Source organism: Bacillus sp. AY2-1 (assembly GCF_008368965.1).
In the GTDB taxonomy this organism is placed as follows: Bacteria; Bacillota; Bacilli; order Bacillales; family Bacillaceae_G; genus Bacillus_A; species Bacillus_A thuringiensis_S.
Genome location: NZ_QPEL01000041.1, coordinates 20027 through 41693, shown reverse-complemented (window position 1 = coordinate 41693; position 21667 = coordinate 20027). Strand labels below are relative to the sequence as shown.

Below are 21667 nucleotides of genomic sequence, written 5' to 3'. Positions count from 1 at the left end.
CTATTAAAATGTTATTTCCGTCCATATAATGAATTATCCTTCTAGCATATTTATAAGATTTATATCATATATTAGTAGAAAGAATGCAAGTTAGAAAGGAGTTTTATAGAATGAGTTATTTGGAGGGAAATGACTTTAGTAAACAAAATATGGTAAGTGTGCCTAATCCCTATGTATATCAGACATTACAATCAGTAATTGGTAAACATGTGGTTATTGAAACTGTAAGAGGCAATATAAGAGGTAAATTAAAGGATGTGAAACTAGATCATTTGCTCATTGAAGATACGGTGCCATATATTGTACGCATTCAACAAATTGTATGGATTATGCCAAAACAATAATCACATGTAATTTGATTTATAATAGATTAGCATTATAAATCAAATAAAAACACAGGGTTTTATCTCTGTGTTTCTTCAAATTTTCGTTTTTGGATATATGCTTGAGCATGGATAATTTCTTTCTGAAGTTCTTTTAATTCTTCCGTAGATCCAGATTCAATCCTCATGTACGTAGTAACTAGACTAATCATCATATCCATCTTCTCTACTATATTTTGAATGACCTGTTCAGATTGCTCTTTTTTAGGGTGTTGTATTGCTATTAGAGCATTTTCTATATAATTGTTCTTTCTTTGCTGGATATCATAAATAAACTGTTTTGTGTTTGAGTTCATTTGTTATTCCTCCGTTTTGGATATACTTCTATTCTATCATATTTGAATGGTGAATATTAGATTCCCCTAAATATACACCTGTCACATACATCTCCTCAAATATAGAAACTAATTCCTTAACGTACAGGGAGCTAATCAAAATATGTTAATTTTGTGTCTAAACGTACAATTTTCTTTTTTGATATGGTGAGCCCTAATTGTAGTGCCCAATCCGATGTAAATTCCTCAATAACAACAGATTTTTCCATATCTCTAATACCCTTATGTATTTTGTGCTTGAATATAATATCAGATTTAGATAAGCAAAACTATTTCAAGTGAATAGAATCCACTCTTTAAGAATACATAAAAAATATATATACAAGCGTATTCTAATCACTGCATCATTGGTGAAAGTAGAATTCTATAAATTTTGGAGGAAGAGATATGCAAAAAAAGGTTCTCCTGTTTACAGATTTAGGGATTGATGATGCGTTTGCTATACTGTACACCTTTTTTCGTAAAGACATTCAACTTGTAGGAATTGTGGCCGATTATGGAAATGTATCAAGAGAAGATGTAATAAGAAATATTAACTATTTAAAGTACATTGCGGGAAGAGAAGAAATACCTGTATTCCTTGGTGCTTCTGTACCGTTGACAGGTATAGTGATTCAGTATTTCCCTGAGGTACATGGAAAAGTTGGATTAGGACCTATTATTCCACCTGAAATTTCATATCCAGTTTATCCTTTAAATGATATTTATCAAATTATAGAATCAAATTTAGAAGATCTTACAATTATCAATTTAGGAAGACTTTCTTCGCTAGCTACGACTTTTGTATTAAATTTAGAAACAATGCGAAATGTAAGAGAATGCATTTGCATGGGGGGAGCTTTTTTCTATCCAGGTAACGTAACTGCTGTGGCTGAAGCTAATTTTTACGCAGACCCTTATGCAGCAAACTTAATTCTGCAGCATGCAAAGAACTTGACGATTATTCCTTTAAATGTGACTCAACACGCGATTGTTACACCCGAAATGGTCCAGCAAATTGATGCATTTCATCGGAGTACACAGGATCTTGCAGGACTCATCATCAAACCTATGTTAGATTATTATTATAATTTCTACTCCAAGTCTAATCCTGGTATAAGTGGAAGTCCTATGCATGATTTTGTAACAGTTTGGTATTTGCTAAATCAAGACGCTGTTAGTCTTTCAAGAGTACCTATTAAAGTAATCCCTGATCAAGGAGAAGGATTTGGTCAAAGCATTGCAGATTTTCGTTTTGTTACTAATCCAGGCTATAAAACGCATAATGTAGCTTTTCAGTTTGATTATGAAAAATTTAAGAAAGATATTATGGAAACGTTCCTAAAGAAGAGAGTGTAATAGACTTTATTAACTTCAGATAATACGGATTATGAGAATCAAATGTCACTTTACTTCACTTAACTGTAAATATCAAATTAACAAAACAAGTTCCCCTAAAATAAAAAAGACGTTGACTTCTCTATGTAATTAACTGTCGTTTCATGTCCAGCGATGATGAATAGCCAAATTGTCGAAAGAAGCTCGTTCTTATTCAACTTGTTTTCTTGCTCTCTTGTTTGAATGAGATCGTTTATCAAATCAGAATCAGGATTTAGACGCTTTTCGTTAAGTAATGTCTCAATGTAATGAATAAACTTTTAAGTGTTGTTTTAACTTCAGTTCCCTGAATAGGTTCCACAGAGGTGTCCATGAGTTTTTTGTCTATTTGCGGAACTGGTTTCGATCAGTGGCGGGAACCCCAAGCACCTCTGAAATGAAAATAATGGGTAGTGGTTAAGCAAAATCTGCAATAATTTCCATCTTTCCTTGTTCTTGTACAGCAACTAACAATTCGTCGGCAAGTTGCTGAATACGGGAACAAAGGTCCTCAATCATACGTGGTATAAAGGGTTTAGAGACCATCCGACGCAGGCGAGTATGATTAGGAGGATCTACCGTAAGCATATTCGGACTCTAGATTCTACAACATTTCAACTTACAGACAAGTTTTCTTGACATATACATTATTTTAGACAAGCCTTTTATAATGCATATAGGGTAAATTGTTAAATTTTGATTTTTTATATGTAAAATGATAATAAAGTTATTTAATTTCAAAAGTCCAAATAAGTATAACCCGATCTAAATTTAGATCGGGGTTAAAAATATAGTTGTTTAATCTTGATGTAAGAAACGTCACTAGATTGAAAAATATAACAAAAAAGTTATTGAAAAATGAATCTTTTCACTTGATATATATTTCTTCTGGAGCATTTATACATTTTCATAGTAACCAACCAGCTAATCAATATGATTCCTGCAAAAAGTAATAGTAAATTACTATACAAATGAGTGAAAGAATTAGCATTCATAGGTAGTAATTTTCGGTTTAGCAAATGTATCGATAATAATCCACCTACAATCGCAATCCCCATTCCTTTCGTTAGAAAGCCTGGGAAATTAAGCAAACTCATTCTAGTACCAGCAGCCTTTTGTTCCAAACTACTGAAACACTGATAGAGATAACTGTTTTGGTCATGAACTCACTGTTGTAATATGTCTAGTGTGTCTTCATGGTATGTTTCAAGAAAAGGCCGAATGGCATATTCAGCGTTATTCCTTTTCGTTATTTCATACATGGTGTTGAATGAGGTTTCAAAATCGTTCAGACCATATTTTTCAACGTATTTTGCGATAGGCATGTACATATATCCGTTTGTGAATGTGCCTACTTCTGTTGTATTTTCTGGTCCTAATGTTTTCAGTAATATATGTATTGCTACATTAAAATCTTTTTGTAAAGCATTGTGTAATTCATCTGCTATTACTTCAATACGTTGTTTTAACTCTAAATTTTCAACTTTATATGTTACAGAATCTACAAAGATTCTTTTAGAAAAATTAGGATCGTGTTTACAAATAGAATCAGCTATTTTCTCTGCTAATTCTTCATTAAATAAAAATTTTAACGGAACATATTTACCCATTTTTTCACCTCGGTGGTCAAATGAAAACAATTTTTATTTTTTAATCGACAATCCATAAACTAAAGTCTCACTCGGAGTCGTAATACTAAAACCTGTCGTCTTATAATCAAGTTTCACTGTATCACCAGTGTATTCTTTCGTGAATGAATCCATTTGTACGATAAGCTCTACATCTTCATATACAACATCATCTGCGTTATATGTATCCCAAATTAAATCGACATCAACGAAAATACTACAAGAGTTCGTCATTGTTCCTCTAATGCGAACGATCTTTTTATCTTCACGTTCTAATCTACGTATAGCTGCTTTTGCTTCATCAGTAATACGAATGTTCATTGTATCCCAACCTTTATTTATATTTCCTTTATTATTGCAAAAACAGGAGCAATAATAAAGGAAAGAGGTTTGCAACAAAAAACGAGCAAACAAATTTGTTTGCTCGTTTCACTTTATTTTAGTTCACATTTATCAAGTGGAATTACTTTTGTTTTTTTCGTAAATTTATAACCTAACCATAGTACTAAGAAGAGTGGTAAACCGATGTAAGAAACGAGTACACCGTTCCAATCAATTGCTTCACCCATAAATGCGCCGTAGTTTTGTCCTAAAATTACGATGATACAAAGTGTAAATGCGAAGATTGGACCGAATGGGAACCATTTTGCTCTATATGGTAAGTCTTTTAAATCTTTTCCTTGTGCGATATATGCTTTACGGAAACGGTAATGACTAATTGCAATTCCGACCCATGCGATAAAACCAGACATTCCAGATGCGTTTAATAACCAAATGTATACAACACCGTCACCGAATAAAGAAGCAATGAAAGCAATACTACCAACAATTGACGTTACGATTAATGCGTTAACAGGTACACCGCGGCTATCTAATTTACCAAGAAACTTTGGTGCTTTTCCTTGGCGAGCTAAATCCCAAAGCATACGAGTTGATGCATACATACCAGAGTTACCAGCAGATAGTACAGCAGTTAAAATAACAGCGTTCATAACAGAAGCAGCAAAGGCAACGCCCGCTTTTTCAAAAATAAGTGTAAACGGACTTACTGTTACATCACTTGCAGCAAGGCTTTCAGTTGTATAAGGAATTAATAAACCGATAACGAGAATCGCAAGGATATAGAATAAAAGAATACGCCAAAAGATTGAACGAATTGCTTTTGGGATATTACGTTCTGGATCAGATGTTTCACCAGCAGCTACTCCTAATAATTCAGTTCCTTGGAAGGAGAAACCAGCTGCCATAAATACACCGATAATTGCCATGATACCGCCGTTAAATGGTGCATCTGCAACTGTGAAGTTTTTAAATCCAACAATTTCGCCGCCCATAATTCCGAAAATCATCATGAAACCAACAATTAAAAAGATAATAATAGTAACTACTTTAATAAGTGCGAACCAATATTCAGATTCACCAAACCCTTTAACAGATAAATAGTTTAAAAGGAAAATAATAGCTAAACATAATCCACTCCAAATAAGAGAAGGCGTATCTGGGAACCAAAATTTCATAATTAATGTTACAGCTGCAAGTTCAGCAGCAATCGTAATTGCCCAGTTATACCAATAGTTCCATCCAAGTGCAAAGCCAAGTGATGGATCAACAAATTTTGTTGCATACGTACTAAAAGATCCAGTAACAGGCATGTAAGCTGCAAGTTCAGCTAAGCTTGTCATTAAAAAATAAACCATAATTCCAATTGCGGCGTATGCAATTAATGCGCCACCAGGTCCAGCTGTATGGATGACACCACCGCTGGCAAGAAATAGTCCGGTACCAATTGTACCACCGAGAGAAATCATCGTAAGGTGACGAGATTTTAATCCGCGTTTTAATTCACCTTGTCCTTGTGTAGTTTGCGTTTTAGAGGTAGATTGATTTGTTGCGCTATTCATGTTCAACACTCCTTTTCTTGTAGGTTAGGAAGGAGCGGGGGAGAAAAATACAAAAAACCGCCAAAGGAATTTGGCGGAACGTTTCACAAATAACCACCCCATCATACCCTTCCGTTAAGATAGCACCCCACGTTTACACGGTAATTTGTAAACGTGACAGTTCTGTTCCTTTCGGAGACAGCCCCAGCTCATATTTCCAGAGAAGAAATATAAACTTCGGCAACCTTTCCTTTCAAACGGAGTTGGTGACATTCTCTGTGTCTCGTCCGTTTTACTCATAAAAGTCGCAACCTCTACCTCATCGGATTGATGAGGATTTGATATATTGCTAAGATTTTTAATATATGGCAATTGTAATGACTTTCTGAATATATTGCAAGATATTTTGTTAGGAAAAGTCAAAAAATATCGGTTATTGTATAGGAAACGCTTGCAAAACTCCACCCGAACCTACTATTATGTAGCAATAAGCAAAGAAAAAATTGTTATACAAATGTTTCGCAAAAAATATTGAAAAACCCTCTAAATTAAAAGAAAATTCAGAAAAATATAATTCGACATAACTATCAAAAGAGGATTATTCCTTAAATTCGTTTCAAAGAATAAGTATAAATTTAACGGATAGAATGAATATTCTTTTTATTTTTAGTAAAATTGAGGTATTGTTTAATTGAAAAGGGGAAATCAATATGAAATTAGAAACAGAAAGGCTCTATATAGTGCCGTGTACAGAAGAGAGGATTTAAATTGCTAACGAGCAAGGATACAATAGCGGTCCGCATATTGTAGGGCATGTAAAGAATGTAAAACAAGATGCAGCTATATTACCATGGGGTGCGTGGTATGTTCTTCGGAAAGAAGATGATAGCTTTTTAGGTGATATTGGGTTTAAAGGGAAACCAAACGAGAAGCAAACAGTAGAAATTGGCTATGGATTTATTGAGAAATATTGGAATCAGGGCTATGCAACAGAATCTGTAAGAGAACTAATCGATTGGGCTTTCAAAATAGGAGAGGTAGAAACAATAATTGCAGAGACACTCCTAGATAACTATAGTTCGATTCGTGTTTTAGAAAAGTTACATATGAAGAGAGTAAATGCTACAGAAACGATGATTAATTGGAAAATAGAAAAATAAAAAATACCGCTCGAAGTATATCGGGCGGTATTTTTATCGTTATGGTAGCATTTGTTTTTGATCATTCGGATATCCGGCTGTCGATGCGTTAGAACGCTTGGAATGATTGCGAACAGCAATGAAAATAGAAATAATAACGACAAGACCAACTGCCACGTAAGAAAGTGAAATAATAGTTGGATCCACTTTAAATGTAGTCAGCAGTGTACGTATATTCGTAAAGATAATAAGACCACCAACTAATACCCCAAGTAAATGTGCTGGAACGATACGAACTAACCATGCAGCAATTGGAGCTGCGACAATACCGCCAAGCATTAAGGCAAATACCCAAACCCAGCTTACTTGTTCCCAGCCAAGTGAGATGAAGAAACCAATTGTTGCAGCGAGTGAAACAGGAAATTCACTCGTATCTACAGATCCAATAACTTTTCTAGCTTCATTTCCTCTTGCTAGAAGAACGGGTGTCGTAATCGGCCCCCAGCCACCGCCACCAGTTGAATCAACGAATCCAGCGAATAAACCAAGCGGCACAAGTTGTTTTGCAGACATACGCTTATTTGAAGCAACAATTTGTTTTTGAAGGACGAATCGTAATAAAATATAAACCCCTAAAGTAAATAAAAAAACGGAAATGTACGGTTTAATTACATCGCCAGGTAAATTACTTAAAAAACATGCCCCAACAAATGCACCAATTGCTCCAGGTAATGTAAGTCTGGAAACTGTATATTTATCAACGTTTCCAAATTTGATATGAGATGCACCGGAAGCGGCGGTTGTAACGACTTCAGCTAAATGAACAGAAGCGGAAGCTACAGCCGGTGCGATACCAAACATTAATAATAGTGAGGTAGATGTTACCCCATACGCCATTCCAAGTGCCCCATCAATCAATTGAGCGAAAAATCCGATAATAGCAAAGACAATTAATTTCTGCATAAATAATCCCCCTGTAATAATAAATGAAAAAGGCACTTTTCCCGTATGAGAAAAGTGCCTTTGGTTTTTCCAATCAGCAATAATTAAATTTGTTTCATTATAATACATATTAATCGTATAAATCAACTGGGTTTTAAAGTTTTTTGAATTGAATGAAAGAAAAATAAAATATACAATAAAAGGATGGAGAGAAAGGGGAGAAGGACATGTTGCGATTTGATCATTTAGTACACGCCGTACATTGTACACCGGAAGAAGCGGCAAAACAAATGCAGGCGCACGGATTTTATACTGCAATAGGTGGAGAGCATATTACTTGGGGTACTTGGAATAGTTTATGTTATTTTGATTTATCATATATCGAATTTTTAGCAGTGCAGCATGAAGAAAAAGCGAAAGAAGCAGACAATCCATTAGTACAAGAAACAGTAGTGAAATTACAAGACGGAGAAGGAATGCTGCAAATCGCAATTCGAACAGATGCAATTGAAGACCTAGCAGTAAAGTTTAGTAAGCACGGTTTACATACGATAGGACCATTTGAAGGGAAACGTATGAGAAAAGATGGCCGCCTTTTAGAATGGAAAATGTTATTTGTAAAGCAAGAAGAGAACGGACCGAAATTACCTTTCTTTATACAATGGAATGAAACGGACGAAGAAAGAAGAAATGATTTACGTAACATTGGAACAATCACGGAACATAAAAATAAAGTACAACAAATTGAAACGATCCATTATGCAGTGAAAAACGTTCGAGAAACGGTGCGGAAATGGAAAGAAGTAATGGGGCTATCTACAAGCTCAGTTGTGAAAAGTGAAAAATGGAATGCCGAGTGTCAAAGTGTAGTATTTGGAGATATTCATGTGCAGTTTTGTGAGCCGATTGGAGAAGGGCTAGTGCTAGAACATCTGAATAAGAATGGCGAAAATCCTTTTGCAGTGGAGTTTAAAGGTGAAAATAAACGAGAGCATGAAGTGCTAGGTAGTTTGTACATATATTGATAGAGGTGAACTTTGTGAAGGAAACGCTTAGAGAGATAGAGAGAAAACTAGAATGGCCTCATATTGTAAAGTGTACAGCTATATCAAAAGGTTTTTCACATGAAGAGAAATATAAAATAGAGTTAGAAAACAGAGTAACATATTTTGTAAAAGTATGTGATGCTGTTCATTTTGAACGTAAACAAGAAGAATATATGTATATGAAACAATTAGAGTCATTACATATTCCAACGCCTAAGTTAATTCATTTTATAAAACTTGAACAAATAAATAAATGTGTTCAAGTATTTGAATGGATCCAAGGTATAAATGGTGAAGAAGGTTTAGGGAAGCTATCCGTGGAAGAACAGTACCATGCAGGAAGAAAAGCAGGAGAAGTACTAAAGAGGATTCACTCAATTGGAAGAGAAAGTGCAAGTAATAAATGGGAAACGGTTCGATGGAATAAATACGAAAGATACGTAGAAGCGTTAGCAAATTATGAAATAGACTTCCTTGATTTGAAGCCAGTATTAAGATTTGTAGGGGAGCATAAACAATTATTGAAAAATCGCCCTATTACCTTTTTACACGATGACTTCCATCCAGCAAATAGTATGATTCATAATAAGGAGTTTATCGTTATCGATTTTGGTGGATATGATTTTGGTGATCCAATACATGATTTTTATAACGTAGCGATTTTTACTACAAGAATAAGTAAACCATTTGCGGTTGGACAAGTTCACGGATATTGCGGAGGCGAACCGTCGCTTCATTTTTGGAAACTGTACTCATTATATGCAGCAATGACATTCCCAGCTGATATCGTATGGACAAACCGAAGCACGCCACATTTAGTAAATGATATGAAGGAAAGATTGAACGGAATTTTAGAAGATCATAATCATTTTTCATCCTATATTCCAAAATGGTATCAATCACAACATGAGGATATAATAAACTATAAGTAATGGAGGGATTCATTTGGATAAAATAGCGGTAATTTCAGATATACATGGTAATATTCCAGCATTAGAATCTGTACTGCAAGATATTAAATTAAGAGGAATCGAGCGCGTCGTGTGTCTTGGAGATTTAGTCGGAAAAGGTCCTCATTCTAGCGAAGTGATTGAAATCATTCGTAAAGAATGTGAAGGAGTTGTAATGGGGAACTGGGATGATTTCATTACAAAACCGACTGAATTTGAAACGTTAAAATGGCATCAAAAACAATTATCGGAAGAACAAAATGACTATTTAAGAAGCTTACCATTTTCAATCGAATTTTTTATGAGCGGCAAACTGATACGTATGTTCCACGCTTCACCGAGAAGTTTATATGAAAGAATTCAACCACATGCCTCAAGAGAAGAGCGTATTAGTATGTTCGAAAATAGTGAGCTCACAGAGAATATAGAAGGGGAAAGAAAACCAGATGTCGTTTGTTACGGTGACGTTCACCAAGCGTTCGTTCAAAATTTCAGAGGGAAAACGTTATGTAATGCCGGTAGCGTAGGAAACCCACTTGAAATAACACAAGCTTCCTATTTAATATTTGAAGGAACTTACAATGAAAAAGAAGCAGCGAGCTTTTCTATTCAACTCGTACGAGTACCGTATGATATTGAACTAGCCATCAGACTAGCAGAAGAACTCGATATGCCAGAAATTGAAGAATACAAACAAGAGTTACGGACTGCTTTATATCGAGGGTTTAAGGGGAAGTAAGCCAATCATAATATATCAACGATTTTTCAAATATATCTATCATAACTTAAAATATATCAACGATTTTTTCAATATATCAACGATTCGACAAAGGATATCGACTTACCGACAAATAGTGACATAAAAGTTAATTATAATTTTGTTATGTAAACTAAATGAAGGGAGAAATATCATGAACCGAAAACAATGTATAAAAGAAATTGCTAATCATATTTTAATGTTAAATTTAACGCACCCAACAAGAGTTGGAGTAAGCGGTATTACAGCATCAGGAAAAACAACATTTGCAAACGAACTAGCGGAAGGAATAAAAAAACGAGGATTACCAGTAACACGCGCCAGCATTGATGATTTTCATAATCCGAGAGCAATTCGATACGCGCAAGGAAAAGAATCTGCAAGAGGGTATTATGAAGATGCACACGATTATACAGCTTTCAAAGAAAGATTATTAAAGCCTTTAGGGCCTAACGGGAATTTACAATATGATACGATTTCTCATAACTTAATAACGGATATACCTGTCCATAATGGGCAGCTATTGGCTCAACCTAATATGGTACTAATAGTAGATGGGACGTTTCTATTGAAAAAAGACGTAGAGCATTTATTTGACTATAAAATTTTCGTAGATACAGATTTTGAGATTGCGAGAAAACGTGGTGCAAAGCGCGAGACTGAGGCTTTTGGAAGTTATGAAGAAGCTGAGAAAATGTTTTTAAACAGATATCATGCGGCCTGTAAGATGTATATAGATGAGCATAATCCGAAAGAGTGTGCGGATGTTGTATTTCAGAATAGTGATTTAGGAAATCCAGAAGTTATATTTCATGAATGAGCGTATTACATAATCAGAAATATATGTATAGCCTTTTGTTTATTGTTATAATTAAATTAATTTTATGAAGCAAATAAAAGGGGATAAGACAATAAAAAACGCAAAAAGGGGACAAGAAATATAATGAATGAAGTACTAGAACTAAAAGAAGAACTACTACAAATTAAAAATAATAATTATGCTGTACCAGAAGACGTAGATGCTTATCCATATGCACAGTGGATGTTAGATTATATCGGGTCAACTGATGCTGAATTACGCGATGATTTAATTTATAGTACGCTTTACAAATGGATTACAAATGATGTGTTTAGACAAAAAGAATTACGAGGATTAATGCTGCAAGCAATTAGCCCTGATTATTTATTTTATAAAATTGGTGAAAAGGGAACAGATTCTGTCTTTAAACGTGCGTTCTCTGTATTAATTCCGCCGCTTATTTTATCTGTTCATGAAAGAGAACCACTGTTATCTGAAGAACAGCTGTATAGTGTGGCAGAACAAGTACTAGAATATGTATATTTAGAAGAAGATGTAAGAGGATACGTAGAAGGAAAAGGCTGGGCACACTCTACGGCGCATGCGGCTGATGCACTCGATGCTTTAGCACGTACAATCCAAAATCGTGAGTTTTCATATGCGATTCTTGCAGCTGTTCGTCAGAAGGTTCGATTAAGTGATTACGTGTATGTGCACTTTGAAGATGAGAGGTTAGTAAAGCCGATTATGTCTTTACGTAACCAAAATCTTTTAACTGAAGAAGAGTGGAGCAATTGGCTACATAGTATAGCAACGGTTGAAGATATCCGACATCCGCAGCATGCTATTTTAGTACAAAATATTAGAACTTTCTTAAGAAGTTTTTATTTCAGAGTTTTAGAGACAGAAGGTAGTACAGCCTTTACAGAGGATATATTGGAGACTTTGAAAGGGTTGCGTAGGTATTAAAAATACGTTTTTCTAAGAGAAAAGTACATAAAACCACTACCTCCCAACCATACTAAAAAATGTGTTGGAGGTGAATGTTATGGACAATAAAGACTTTGAAAAAGTTTATAATGATTACTTACATCAAGGAGAAGAACAAGCTCAATTTGAAGTAGACCATGAAGTTAATTCAGGAGCAGAACAAATTGTTGCTGTTCGTAAAAATGATGATGGTGATTTAATTGCGTTTAAAACAAGTAGCGGGAGAGAGTTAGATTATATGACTGCCCTTGAAGAAGCAAAATCAGGGAAGTTAGCTCATGTAGACGTATTTCATAAGTATGGCAGAGATATTATACGTAGTGAACCTGATGGAATAAAGGAAAATAACTTAGATAATTTACCTTCATTTTAAACGGGTAAACCTCAAGAAGAGAATGTTCATTTGGATATTCTCTTCTTTGTGTTGCGAAGTTTTCCTTGCGAAAAGAAGGTTCATCTTTAATGAGCGATCATACTTTTAAAGAGCGCTCTAAATTTCTCTTTATCTTCTGCTGTAAATGGTTTCGGTCCCTTTGTACGCTTACCGCTTTTTCGAACCATTGCACTTAAATACCGTGTTTGTAACAATTGTTCAATGTTGTCATTCGTATACTTATAGCCTTTATGGTGTAGTACGATACAGCCTTTTGCTAAAGCGAGTGAAGCAAGACCGTAATCTTGCGTTACGATTAAATCTTCTTTTTTTGCTAACTGCATAATCCGGTAATCCGCAGCATCTGCTCCAGAATCAACATAAATTGTTTCGACACCTTTTGGCTGCTCTGCATTAGAATAATGTGAAAAGCTAGTAACGAGGGTAACAGGAATTTCCACATTCGTAGCCTCAAAAATAATTACATCTTTTACAGGACAAGCATCTGCATCAACGTAAATCTTCATTTTATCACTCCTATAAATAGGTTCGAGTTGATAATAATGGTAGATTTAGGTTTTGTCAAACGAGAAAGCTTTATTTAAAGTTATTTTCACATACCAAAATAGCCTCGCGTAAACGAGAAATACCTTCCTCAATTTGATCAATATCCACTTTTCCATAAGATAAACGTATATAACCATCTTTCGCACCGAAAATACTACCTGGCATAAAAGCAATTTCTTGTTTTAAACTTTGCATAATGATTTGTTTTTCGTTTATAGGTTCTTTTAATTTCCCCCAAATGTATATACCACCAGTAGGGTTTGAAAAAGAGATTTTATCATGAAGTTGCTCGTTTAGGGCACGAACGATAACGTCTCTTTTTTCTGCTAGTTGTTTTCGTAACGGTACGATATGAGACTGAAATGGTACAGTTTCAAAAAATTGTTGCATAAGCCACTGCGGGAAAATACTCATTCCTAATTCCATTTGGTGCCGTGCATCTGATAATCGCTCTACGACAGACTGCGGGGCGACAAGCCAACCGACTCGTAATCCTGGCGCAATCATTTTTGATAAAGAATGTACATAAATGACAGTTCCATTTTCATCTATTGATTTCAAAGTAGGACAAGGTTGTTTCTTTTCTAGCGTCAGCAAACTAGATGGATCATCTTCAACGATTGCAATTCGTAAATCTGCGCAAAGTGATAATAGTTTTTTTCTACGGTTTGGATGAAGCATCGTCCCCGTAGGGTTTTGGAAATTTGGATTTAAAAAAATCATTTTAATGCGGTGCTTTCTGTATAGCTCTTGTACATCGTCTGGATTAATGCCGTGTTCATCGACAGGTAATGGGAAAATACGAATACCTGCTGATTGGAATAACGGCAGGGAATAACAGTGTGAAGGACTTTCGAAAGCAACAGCATCACCTGGATTTAATAAACATTGCACGATAAGGTGCAGTGCTTGTTGAGCGCCGGATGTAATCATAATGGATTGTTCAGTCGCCTCAACTTTTAAATATTCCTTCATATATTTTACGACCGCTTGTCTTAGCGGGAGATAGCCTTGCGGATGATCGTAACTTAATGAATGCGTTAACGGTTGTTCACGTAAAATCGTTTGTAGTTGATCGTGAGGATAAAGATTACAACCGAGTTCTCCATTAGCGAAATCTATAATATTTTCATTTTGTTGTACTTCTGCCCGAATATGGCGAAGTAGTGGTAAGTTTGGTAAAAAAGTACCACCTTCTACGAAATTTCTCCAGTTCGGCGTTAATGTTGGAGAAACGCCCCACATATGTGTACTCACACGTGTACCTTTACCAGTCGTACTTTCTACAATTCCCATAGCACGAAGTTCATTATAAGCAGTCGTTACTGTACTTCTGTTTACATTTAACTGCGTAGCTAATTTCCGTTCTGAAGGGAGGAAGCTTCCTGGAGGAAGTTCTCCATATGTAATACGTTTTTCAATAAAGTCAACCACTTGCTGATAAATAGGGATTTTACTGTCACTATCTAGCTTCCATTCCATACAAACGCCTCCGTATCTCTTATATACATTAAGTATAACAAATTGGCTGGGTAAAAAAACAGCCAATTGGACGGTGCTATATCCAGCCAATTTTACTATGCTAAATATGGAAGGGGAGATTCGGATGAAAAGATGGCAAATGGAATGGCTCCTAGTATCAGTAGCGTTAGTATGGGGAGCAAATTATACAATAGGAAAGTATGGCGTGGCATATATGTCATCCATTCAATTTAATAGTTTACGATTTTTAGTAGCATCACCGGTCTTATTACTTATTACATTTATGATGGAACGCTCATTACGTATTGAAAGAAAAGATTGGTTACGATTAGTAGTAGTCGGTATCGTTGGTACGGCAATGTATCAAACGATGTTTATGTTATCTGTGAAATATACTTCAGCAACGAACGCCTCATTATTAATTGCGATGTCACCTATATTTACAGGGATATTAGCAGTATTGCACAAACAAGAACGTTTTTCGATGAAAGTACAAATTGGTTCAATAGTAGCGTTTATTGGTGCAGCATTTGTTTTATTAACAGGACATACAGGAGGAGCTACTTACGAATATGCGTGGCTCGGAAATGTAATTGGATTAGTCGCAGCAATTGCGTGGGGATGGTATCCAATATTAGCGCAACCTCTTATTACAAAATACTCCGCAATGAGAGTTACATCATGGTCTACTTTAATTGGAATTGTACCACTTGTTATATACTGTTTATTCAACGTAAACTCTTTAACATGGCCAGTAGATACGCCAAGCTGGGGTTCACTAGCATATTCAATCATCTTTGCGACCATCTTCGGACTAGCAATGTGGTATGTCGGTATTAGTCAAATAGGCTCAACGAAAGTAATGGTTTATATGTATCTCGTACCATTGTTCGCAGTTATCTTTGCGGCAGTTACAATTGGAGAGCAAATTAATATGATGCAACTCGTTGGCGGACTTATTATCTTCATCGGCTTATATGTTGTAAAAAAAGGCGGAATCAAAAAGCCTGCTTTCAATTTGAAAAAAGTCAGTTAATAGTAAAAATGATCTCTTTCATATAGAAGGAGATCATTTTTGTTTTCGTAATAAAAGTGCTTGTTCAACCGCCCATTTTTGATGATCGTGAATGAGAAGCTTAACAGCAAGTAATGGAGACATCCATCGTAAAACATGATCCTCCCCACAGTTTTCAGTTTGTTTCTGCACCATGTTCGCAATATAAAAGAATCCATCATTCAAATAATATGTATCTTCCTTTTCTGCATAAAAATATCGAGCCGCATTACCGATATACTGATCAATTTTAATTGCCCATCCTAATTCCTCTAGTAGTTCACGGTGCAAGCATTCTTCTTTTGTTTCATTACCTTCCATACCGCCACCAGGTAAAAAGTAACGGTCACCTTTTTGGATAACAGCAATCATTGAAGAAGATGAATGGAAAATAACTGCATAACAACTAGGTCTTAATACATAATGAACGGTACGCTTTTTCGAGCCAAACGTGAGTTTTGAAATCATAAAACACGACCTTTCTCTATAAAATACATAAAAGGGATATTAAGGTAAAAATAGAATTGTATAAGTATAATCTTAATAGATTGGAGTGGTAACAACATGATAAATCGAAAATGCTCAAGATGTAAAGAAAGAACAGGTACGATGCACGGTGGTAAAAAAATTAAGGAAGAATTTCTATGTGAGGACTGTTTGCAAAAAGGAATTGCGAGCGGTGAAATCGAATTATCACAAGTGGAGCAAGAACAAACTTCGTATCTTTCTATAAAAATATTAAAAATAATGAGTGTTATCTATTTAATAGCATCTATTTTGATGGCTTTTTCAACTGGTCCATTTATACATAATATAGGATTTGATGAAATATCCATTTCAGGCCCAGAATTAGGTTTAATAAGTATTGTTATGCTAGGTTCTTTATTCCAGTCTGTTCTTGTATTTTGCGGGATATGGGTATTCATCCTTTTAGTAGAAACGGTCATTAAAATTTATGAAAAAATGAAGTGAGTGAGAGGGAGAAACATATGCGAGTAAGAAACATCCAAGGGGAAGATTATGTAAAGATTCATTCTGTTTTAAATGATTGGTGGGGCGGGAGAGACATGGCTGCCATGTTGCCAAAATTGTTCTTCGTTCATTTTCAAGAAACGAGTTTTATTATTGAAGAAGAGGGAGAAACGTTAGGTTTCTTATGCGGATTCTTCTCACAAACGCATAAAGAGGAAGCGTACGTTCATTTTTTCGGTGTCAATCCGAAGTATAGAAGAAGAGGAATTGCATCGACATTGTATTCGTATTTCTTTGATGTCGCACGTGCAAATAACCGTAAAGTTGTAAAAGCAATTACGTCACCAATTAACAAAAAGTCGATACAGTTTCATCAAGAAATCGGTTTTCGAATTGAGGCCGGGGATGATGAGGTAGAGGGTGTATCGGTACATACAAATTATGATGGGAACGGTGCTAGTAGAGTTTTGTTTTTGAAAAATGTGTAAAAGTAGACTAGCTTAACGGTAGCCTTTTTGTTGTGAGGAGATAAAAATATGGAGAGTAAACAAAGTAGAAATGAATACTTACGACGCATTTATAAAGTGCAAGATTATATAGAATCACACATAAATGATTCACTATCCATTGAAGAGCTAGCGGATATAGCAGGATTTTCAAAGTTTCATTTTCATCGGATTTTCAAGGGGATAGTAGACGAGCCATTATCACGGTATGTAAACCGATTGAAGTTAGAAAGGGCAACAAATCTACTTACATATCGCACAGATATGACGATTACACATATTGCGTATCACTTCGGGTTTACAGATTCAGCAGTTTTCTCCCGCACATTTAAAAGTCATTACGGAATAAGTCCATCTCAATATCGAAACGATAATAGCAAGAATTGCAAAGACGTAAGGGGAATTCCTCAATACAATGAATGTAAGAAGGTTCGAGGAAATGTTGAAATTGTAACAGCGGACGATATACACGTCGCATACATAAGGCATATCGGTACATATGAAGAGTTAACGATAGCTTTTCCAAAAATGATAGAGAAATTATTTCATTACGCAGCGAAGGAAAACTGTCATGTATTTGAGGATACGAAAGTATTAACCATTTACCACGATCATCATGAATTTACTGAAGAAAATCATTTAAGAACAAGTTTATGTATAAAAATTCCAGAGGGGTCCCCAGTAGAAACGAGCGACATTGGAATAATGGTAATACCTTCTGGAAAGTATGCGGTAGGTCATTTTGAAATATTCCAGGATGAATATAAAGGAGCATGGGATTTCTTATACGGTGAGTGGCTTCCTAATAGCGGATATAAACCGAGAGATTCGTATCCTTTTGAAATGTATAAAAATGACCCAAGACGGCACCCGGAAAATAAACATATAGTTGATATATATGTACCGATCGAACCTTTTTAATTATGGGTTAAAGGGGAATAAAAATGAAAACTGCTGAAAAGTTAGATTTGATTATAAAAGAAGAGTATAAAAATATTAATGGGATGTTAGTAGTACAAAAAGGTGATGTTATTTTTGAAAAATATTATAACGGTCACGGTCCAGATGATGCATTTCATATAGCGTCAGTCACAAAAACGATTATTTCTGCGTTAATTGGACTATGTGTAGATAAAGGCTATATAAAAAGCGTTGATCAAAGAGTAATAGAATTTTTCCCGGAATATAACGTTAATTCATCTGAAGTAACAGTAAGCCATCTTCTAACGATGACAGCTCCACATCCATTCGTAGACTGGCAGGAACCGTTAGAAGAACTATGTACACAACAAGATTGGATACAATATACGTTAAATAGGATAGGAAACGGCGGAGAAATTGGATCTTTTAAATATTCATCTGCAGGAGCTCATATACTATCAGCGATCATAACGAACGCAATAGGAAAAAATGCGCGTGAATTTGCGAATGAATACTTATTTCAGCCACTCGGCATGAGAGAAATTCCAAACTATAATATGAAAGCATTTGGATTTGATGACTTATTCGGAAAAGATGTGAAAGGATGGGTTCACGATCCAAATGGTATTTCGGCGGGCGGCTGGGGACTAACGTTAACGGTTAGGGATATGGCTAAGTTTGGACAGATGTATTTGAATGAAGGTATTCATAATGGAAAACAAATACTATCAAAATCATGGATAAAAGAATCAATAGCGATGAATTCAAATCAATATGGTTACTTATGGTGGTTACGAGAAGAAGAGGGTGTCTATTCGTATTGTGCAATGGGTGATGGTGGGAATATGATTTGTTGTATTCCAGAGAAGGAATTGGTGGTGGTGATGGCTTCTGAAGTTGTGCCAGAAACAAAGGATAGATGGAGATTAATCAAAGAGTATATACTTTTAAAAGAGTAATGGTGAACTTGTAGAAAAATTTAAACGCTCCCCGTAACTTTCCTCAATAAAAAATCGTTAAACATTAGGAAGGGTTATTAATCACGAATGGGGGAGAACCATGAAAATTCTAATTCTAGGCGGTACACGATTTTTAGGAAGAGCATTTGTAGATGAGGCTTTACAGAGAGGGCATGAAATTACGTTATTTAACCGAGGAACAAACAAAGAAATTTTTTCTAATGTGGAGCAGTTAACCGGTGACAGAAATAACGATGTATCAAGTTTAAAAAATCGAACGTGGGATGTTGTCATAGACACATGTGGATTTTCTCCGCATCATATTAGGAATGTTGGAGAAGTGCTTAAAGATAATATTGAACACTATATATTCATCTCAAGCCTTTCCGTATATAAAGATTGGATTCTGCATGACATAAAAGAAGACTATATATTACAACCTGAACCGACGGAAGAGCAAATAAAGGCTGTAGAGAATGGTGAAATATCTCCTTATGAGCATTATGGTGCGCTGAAAGTATTATGCGAAAAAGAAGCAGAGAAGTATTGGCCGGGGCGTGTTTTACACGTAAGAGCAGGACTTCTTTCAGGAATGTTCGATTATACAGATCGACTTCCATACTGGATCGGGCGTGTAGCAAAAGGAGGTAAAGTGTTAGTTCCAGGAAGAAAAGACCGTCCAGTACAGATAGTTGATATAAAAGACGTCGCAAACTGGGGACTAAACATGGCAGAAAACAAAAATGCAGGTACATTCAATGTAACAGGTCCGAATGATGATTTGACGATGGAAGAGCTATTAAATACGTGTAAAAAAGTTACGAATAGTGATGCTGAATTCGTTTGGATAGATGAATCGTTTATGAATGAACATAAAGTGCAGCCTTGGACAGAGATGCCTTTATGGCTTCCAGAAACTTTTTCATTAGAAGGTGAAACGAAGCCGTGGAAAGGTGGATTTTCAATTAGTATTGAAAGTGCTGTTAAAGAAGGACTTACTTTTAGAAGGTTAGGACATACAGTTACAGATGTGTATGAGTGGATGAAGAGTGTGGACGAATGGGAATTAAAAGCAGGTATTTCAGGGGAGAGGGAGAAGGAATTGTTAGAAAGATGGTATCAATAAATTTAGCGGTGTCCTTTGAATATACTTGATTGCACATAAGGAGGAGAAAAGGTGATGTGGAAAGACACCATTCACAGTATCTCATCAAACTTAAGCTTAAAAAATTCGGCTACGAAGGAGGAACTTACTGATATACAACAATGTATACATGTGGAGTTACCGAATGATTTATATCAATTATTACAGGAAACAAATGGTATAGAAGGTGAATACGGTGACTTTATATGGTCTGCTTCAAAAATTAAAACTGAAAATATGAGTATGAGAAATATAGTTGATTTTAAGGATTTATACATGCCTTTTGACTGTTTATTATTTTTTGCTGATGGCGGAAATGGTGATTTGTTTGGCTATTCCATTTTGAATGGAAAAGTGCAAAGAGATGATATATATGTATGGAATCATGAAAATGATAGTAGAACGTGGGTTGCTCCTTCTTTAAAGACTTTTATGGAGTGGTGGGAGAGTGGGAAGATAATAATTTAAATATAGTATCAAAAAAAGCGCCTTGTTACTAAAGAAACAAGGCGCTTTTTCACGAATAATTAATCTACTACTCAATCGGTTCTTCCCCATACATCTCCCATAGCTTAGGAAACATCTTTTTTAAACCTTCTTCATCGTCTTCATTCCAGTCAAATTCAAAATCTACATCGTCGAATTCTTCATTAGATAAGACATGGTAAAGTGTAAAGTAAGTATCATCTTCGTCACCAGTTTTTTCTGCATATACAGTGAAACCGAAATATAAAGAAAGTTCTTCAATCTCTGGGACGTCATACTCACTCAAGTTTTCTAATACAGGAATTAATCGTTCTGGATCTTCAATACAAGCTTCGTATGTCTCTTTTCCTTGATATAATAACCATCCGCGGAAGTAATCGAAAGTATCATCTGAACAGCCACCCATAATAATATAGGCTGCTGCCCATAAACGGGAGGTATAGGAGTCTTTCAAAAGACGATGCATATGCGTATCAAATGCTACAATTTCATGTACTGTACGTTTAGCAAGGTGAGAAGTAAGCCATTCTATTTGTTCTTCTTGGTCCTCACCTTTCGTTTTTGCACGATGAAGTAGTTCCCAAAATTCTTCTTCGGTTATCGTTTTTTCTTTTATGTAATCTTCCCCAGGCAACGGGTCTGTATATCCTTTTTTACGTTTGGAAGCAACTAGTTTATTAGCTTCTTTCATACATTCTTCTTCTGTTTCAAACTCTTTCGCTTTCACACTGCCAGCTGTGCCAATTTTTCCGTAAAACACAACATAGTCTTTTTCTTTCACAACGATTTTCCAAAACTTATTTGATTTCTCAGTTTGCTGGATTAATAACGTTTCCATCCGTACCCCCATAATGTTTTCTAGTGTGCAATGTGATTGTAACATATGTATATACACTTGTAATGATGAAAAATAATAGTTTAGAAAATTCAAAAACCATTGAATGAAGTGGATAAATTTAGTAACCTTATTTGTACAGTAATTACATAATTGTTTTGTA

At 35.4% G+C, this 21667-nt stretch carries 24 protein-coding genes, 3 pseudogenes and 1 riboswitch; of the genes and pseudogenes, 16 read left to right on the top strand and 11 right to left on the bottom strand.

The annotated features are described in order from the left end of the window. The first annotated feature begins 110 nt into the window (after window positions 1-110). Complete coding sequence (locus DN403_RS11275; protein ID WP_000120816.1) at window positions 111-344, top strand: YuzF family protein; 234 nt, start codon at window positions 111-113, stop codon at window positions 342-344. 59 nt (window positions 345-403) lie between these two features. Here DN403_RS11275 and DN403_RS11270 read toward each other — a convergent pair whose 3' ends face one another. Beyond that, complete coding sequence (locus DN403_RS11270; RefSeq protein ID WP_001087712.1) at window positions 404-679, bottom strand: hypothetical protein; 276 nt, start codon at window positions 677-679, stop codon at window positions 404-406. A gap of 426 nt (window positions 680-1105) precedes the next feature. Between DN403_RS11270 and DN403_RS11265 the strand changes: the two genes are divergently transcribed. Beyond that, the gene (locus DN403_RS11265) at window positions 1106-2056 is read left to right on the top strand and encodes a nucleoside hydrolase (RefSeq protein ID WP_001170286.1); all 951 of its coding nucleotides are present in this window, start codon (window positions 1106-1108) and stop codon (window positions 2054-2056) included. Between the two features lie 122 nt (window positions 2057-2178). On the opposite strand, the pseudogene DN403_RS31725 reads toward DN403_RS11265, so the two are convergent. From DN403_RS31725 to DN403_RS11235, 5 genes and pseudogenes are all read right to left on the bottom strand, one after another. Next, window positions 2179-2668, bottom strand: a pseudogene (locus DN403_RS31725) (cytochrome P450); the annotation flags it as partial. 254 nt (window positions 2669-2922) lie between these two features. Next, a pseudogene (locus tag DN403_RS31720) lies at window positions 2923-3233 on the bottom strand (tetracycline resistance MFS efflux pump); the annotation flags it as partial. Window positions 3234-3243: 10 nt separating this feature from the next. Beyond that, window positions 3244-3684, bottom strand: a pseudogene (locus tag DN403_RS11245) (hypothetical protein); the annotation flags it as partial. A 33-nt stretch (window positions 3685-3717) separates the two neighbouring features. Continuing rightward, window positions 3718-4023, bottom strand: coding sequence for an iron-sulfur cluster biosynthesis family protein (locus DN403_RS11240; protein ID WP_001026197.1), 306 nt, complete (start codon window positions 4021-4023; stop codon window positions 3718-3720). 113 nt (window positions 4024-4136) lie between these two features. Continuing rightward, window positions 4137-5603, bottom strand: coding sequence for an amino acid permease (locus DN403_RS11235; protein WP_149185464.1), 1467 nt, complete (start codon window positions 5601-5603; stop codon window positions 4137-4139). A 112-nt stretch (window positions 5604-5715) separates the two neighbouring features. Then, window positions 5716-5907: riboswitch (Lysine riboswitch) on the bottom strand. A gap of 442 nt (window positions 5908-6349) precedes the next feature. On the opposite strand from DN403_RS11235, the gene DN403_RS11230 reads away from it, so the two are divergent. After that, window positions 6350-6742: a GNAT family N-acetyltransferase gene (locus DN403_RS11230; protein WP_223697852.1), complete on the top strand. Its 393-nt coding sequence runs from the start codon at window positions 6350-6352 to the stop codon at window positions 6740-6742. A 39-nt stretch (window positions 6743-6781) separates the two neighbouring features. Here the strand turns inward: DN403_RS11230 and DN403_RS11225 are convergent, their stop codons facing one another. Then, window positions 6782-7792 (bottom strand): sulfite exporter TauE/SafE family protein, encoded by a 1011-nt coding sequence (locus DN403_RS11225; protein ID WP_002082558.1) that lies wholly within the window; start codon window positions 7790-7792, stop codon window positions 6782-6784. Window positions 7793-7890: 98 nt separating this feature from the next. Here DN403_RS11225 and DN403_RS11220 point away from each other — a divergent pair, with 98 nt between their 5' ends. The 6 genes from DN403_RS11220 (at window position 7891) to DN403_RS11195 (ending at window position 12578) form a co-directional block, all read left to right on the top strand. Continuing rightward, a complete protein-coding gene (locus DN403_RS11220) occupies window positions 7891-8688 on the top strand; it encodes a VOC family protein (RefSeq protein WP_000943329.1) in 798 nt (265 codons plus the stop codon). A 14-nt stretch (window positions 8689-8702) separates the two neighbouring features. Then, on the top strand, window positions 8703-9641 hold the full coding sequence (locus tag DN403_RS11215) for an aminoglycoside phosphotransferase family protein (RefSeq protein WP_016077518.1): 939 nt from the start codon (window positions 8703-8705) through the stop codon (window positions 9639-9641). 13 nt (window positions 9642-9654) lie between these two features. Beyond that, on the top strand, window positions 9655-10398 hold the full coding sequence (locus DN403_RS11210) for a metallophosphoesterase family protein (RefSeq protein ID WP_000357646.1): 744 nt from the start codon (window positions 9655-9657) through the stop codon (window positions 10396-10398). A gap of 172 nt (window positions 10399-10570) precedes the next feature. After that, the gene (locus DN403_RS11205) at window positions 10571-11236 is read left to right on the top strand and encodes a nucleoside/nucleotide kinase family protein (protein WP_149185463.1); all 666 of its coding nucleotides are present in this window, start codon (window positions 10571-10573) and stop codon (window positions 11234-11236) included. A 123-nt stretch (window positions 11237-11359) separates the two neighbouring features. Next, a complete protein-coding gene (locus DN403_RS11200) occupies window positions 11360-12184 on the top strand; it encodes a DUF2785 domain-containing protein (RefSeq protein ID WP_001006699.1) in 825 nt (274 codons plus the stop codon). Between the two features lie 79 nt (window positions 12185-12263). Beyond that, entirely contained in the window at window positions 12264-12578 is a 315-nt protein-coding gene (locus DN403_RS11195; RefSeq protein WP_000368862.1) for a DUF3892 domain-containing protein, read from the top strand. Between the two features lie 86 nt (window positions 12579-12664). Here DN403_RS11195 and DN403_RS11190 read toward each other — a convergent pair whose 3' ends face one another. Together DN403_RS11190 and pdxR are read right to left on the bottom strand one after the other, a co-directional pair. Next, a complete protein-coding gene (locus DN403_RS11190) occupies window positions 12665-13105 on the bottom strand; it encodes a YaiI/YqxD family protein (protein WP_000708771.1) in 441 nt (146 codons plus the stop codon). 70 nt (window positions 13106-13175) lie between these two features. Beyond that, window positions 13176-14627, bottom strand: coding sequence for a MocR-like pyridoxine biosynthesis transcription factor PdxR (gene pdxR / locus DN403_RS11185; RefSeq protein ID WP_000454934.1), 1452 nt, complete (start codon window positions 14625-14627; stop codon window positions 13176-13178). Between the two features lie 124 nt (window positions 14628-14751). On the opposite strand from pdxR, the gene DN403_RS11180 reads away from it, so the two are divergent. Then, complete coding sequence (locus DN403_RS11180; RefSeq protein WP_000832990.1) at window positions 14752-15663, top strand: DMT family transporter; 912 nt, start codon at window positions 14752-14754, stop codon at window positions 15661-15663. Between the two features lie 33 nt (window positions 15664-15696). On the opposite strand, the gene DN403_RS11175 is transcribed toward DN403_RS11180, so the two are convergent. Then, window positions 15697-16149, bottom strand: coding sequence for an NUDIX hydrolase (locus DN403_RS11175; protein WP_000624005.1), 453 nt, complete (start codon window positions 16147-16149; stop codon window positions 15697-15699). A gap of 96 nt (window positions 16150-16245) precedes the next feature. On the opposite strand from DN403_RS11175, the gene DN403_RS11170 reads away from it, so the two are divergent. The 6 genes from DN403_RS11170 (at window position 16246) to DN403_RS11145 (ending at window position 20651) form a co-directional block, all read left to right on the top strand. After that, complete coding sequence (locus DN403_RS11170; RefSeq protein ID WP_149185462.1) at window positions 16246-16653, top strand: DUF3980 domain-containing protein; 408 nt, start codon at window positions 16246-16248, stop codon at window positions 16651-16653. 17 nt (window positions 16654-16670) lie between these two features. Then, window positions 16671-17141: a GNAT family N-acetyltransferase gene (locus tag DN403_RS11165; protein WP_149185461.1), complete on the top strand. Its 471-nt coding sequence runs from the start codon at window positions 16671-16673 to the stop codon at window positions 17139-17141. A gap of 48 nt (window positions 17142-17189) precedes the next feature. Then, entirely contained in the window at window positions 17190-18080 is an 891-nt protein-coding gene (locus DN403_RS11160) for an AraC family transcriptional regulator (protein WP_000444276.1), read from the top strand. Between the two features lie 23 nt (window positions 18081-18103). Further along, window positions 18104-19039, top strand: coding sequence for a serine hydrolase domain-containing protein (locus tag DN403_RS11155; RefSeq protein WP_000844642.1), 936 nt, complete (start codon window positions 18104-18106; stop codon window positions 19037-19039). Between the two features lie 100 nt (window positions 19040-19139). Further along, entirely contained in the window at window positions 19140-20165 is a 1026-nt protein-coding gene (locus tag DN403_RS11150) for an SDR family oxidoreductase (RefSeq protein WP_000697691.1), read from the top strand. A 54-nt stretch (window positions 20166-20219) separates the two neighbouring features. Further along, window positions 20220-20651, top strand: coding sequence for an SMI1/KNR4 family protein (locus DN403_RS11145; protein WP_000265344.1), 432 nt, complete (start codon window positions 20220-20222; stop codon window positions 20649-20651). 67 nt (window positions 20652-20718) lie between these two features. Here DN403_RS11145 and DN403_RS11140 read toward each other — a convergent pair whose 3' ends face one another. Continuing rightward, window positions 20719-21507: a DUF4240 domain-containing protein gene (locus DN403_RS11140; RefSeq protein ID WP_000449118.1), complete on the bottom strand. Its 789-nt coding sequence runs from the start codon at window positions 21505-21507 to the stop codon at window positions 20719-20721. Window positions 21508-21667 lie beyond the last annotated feature (160 nt).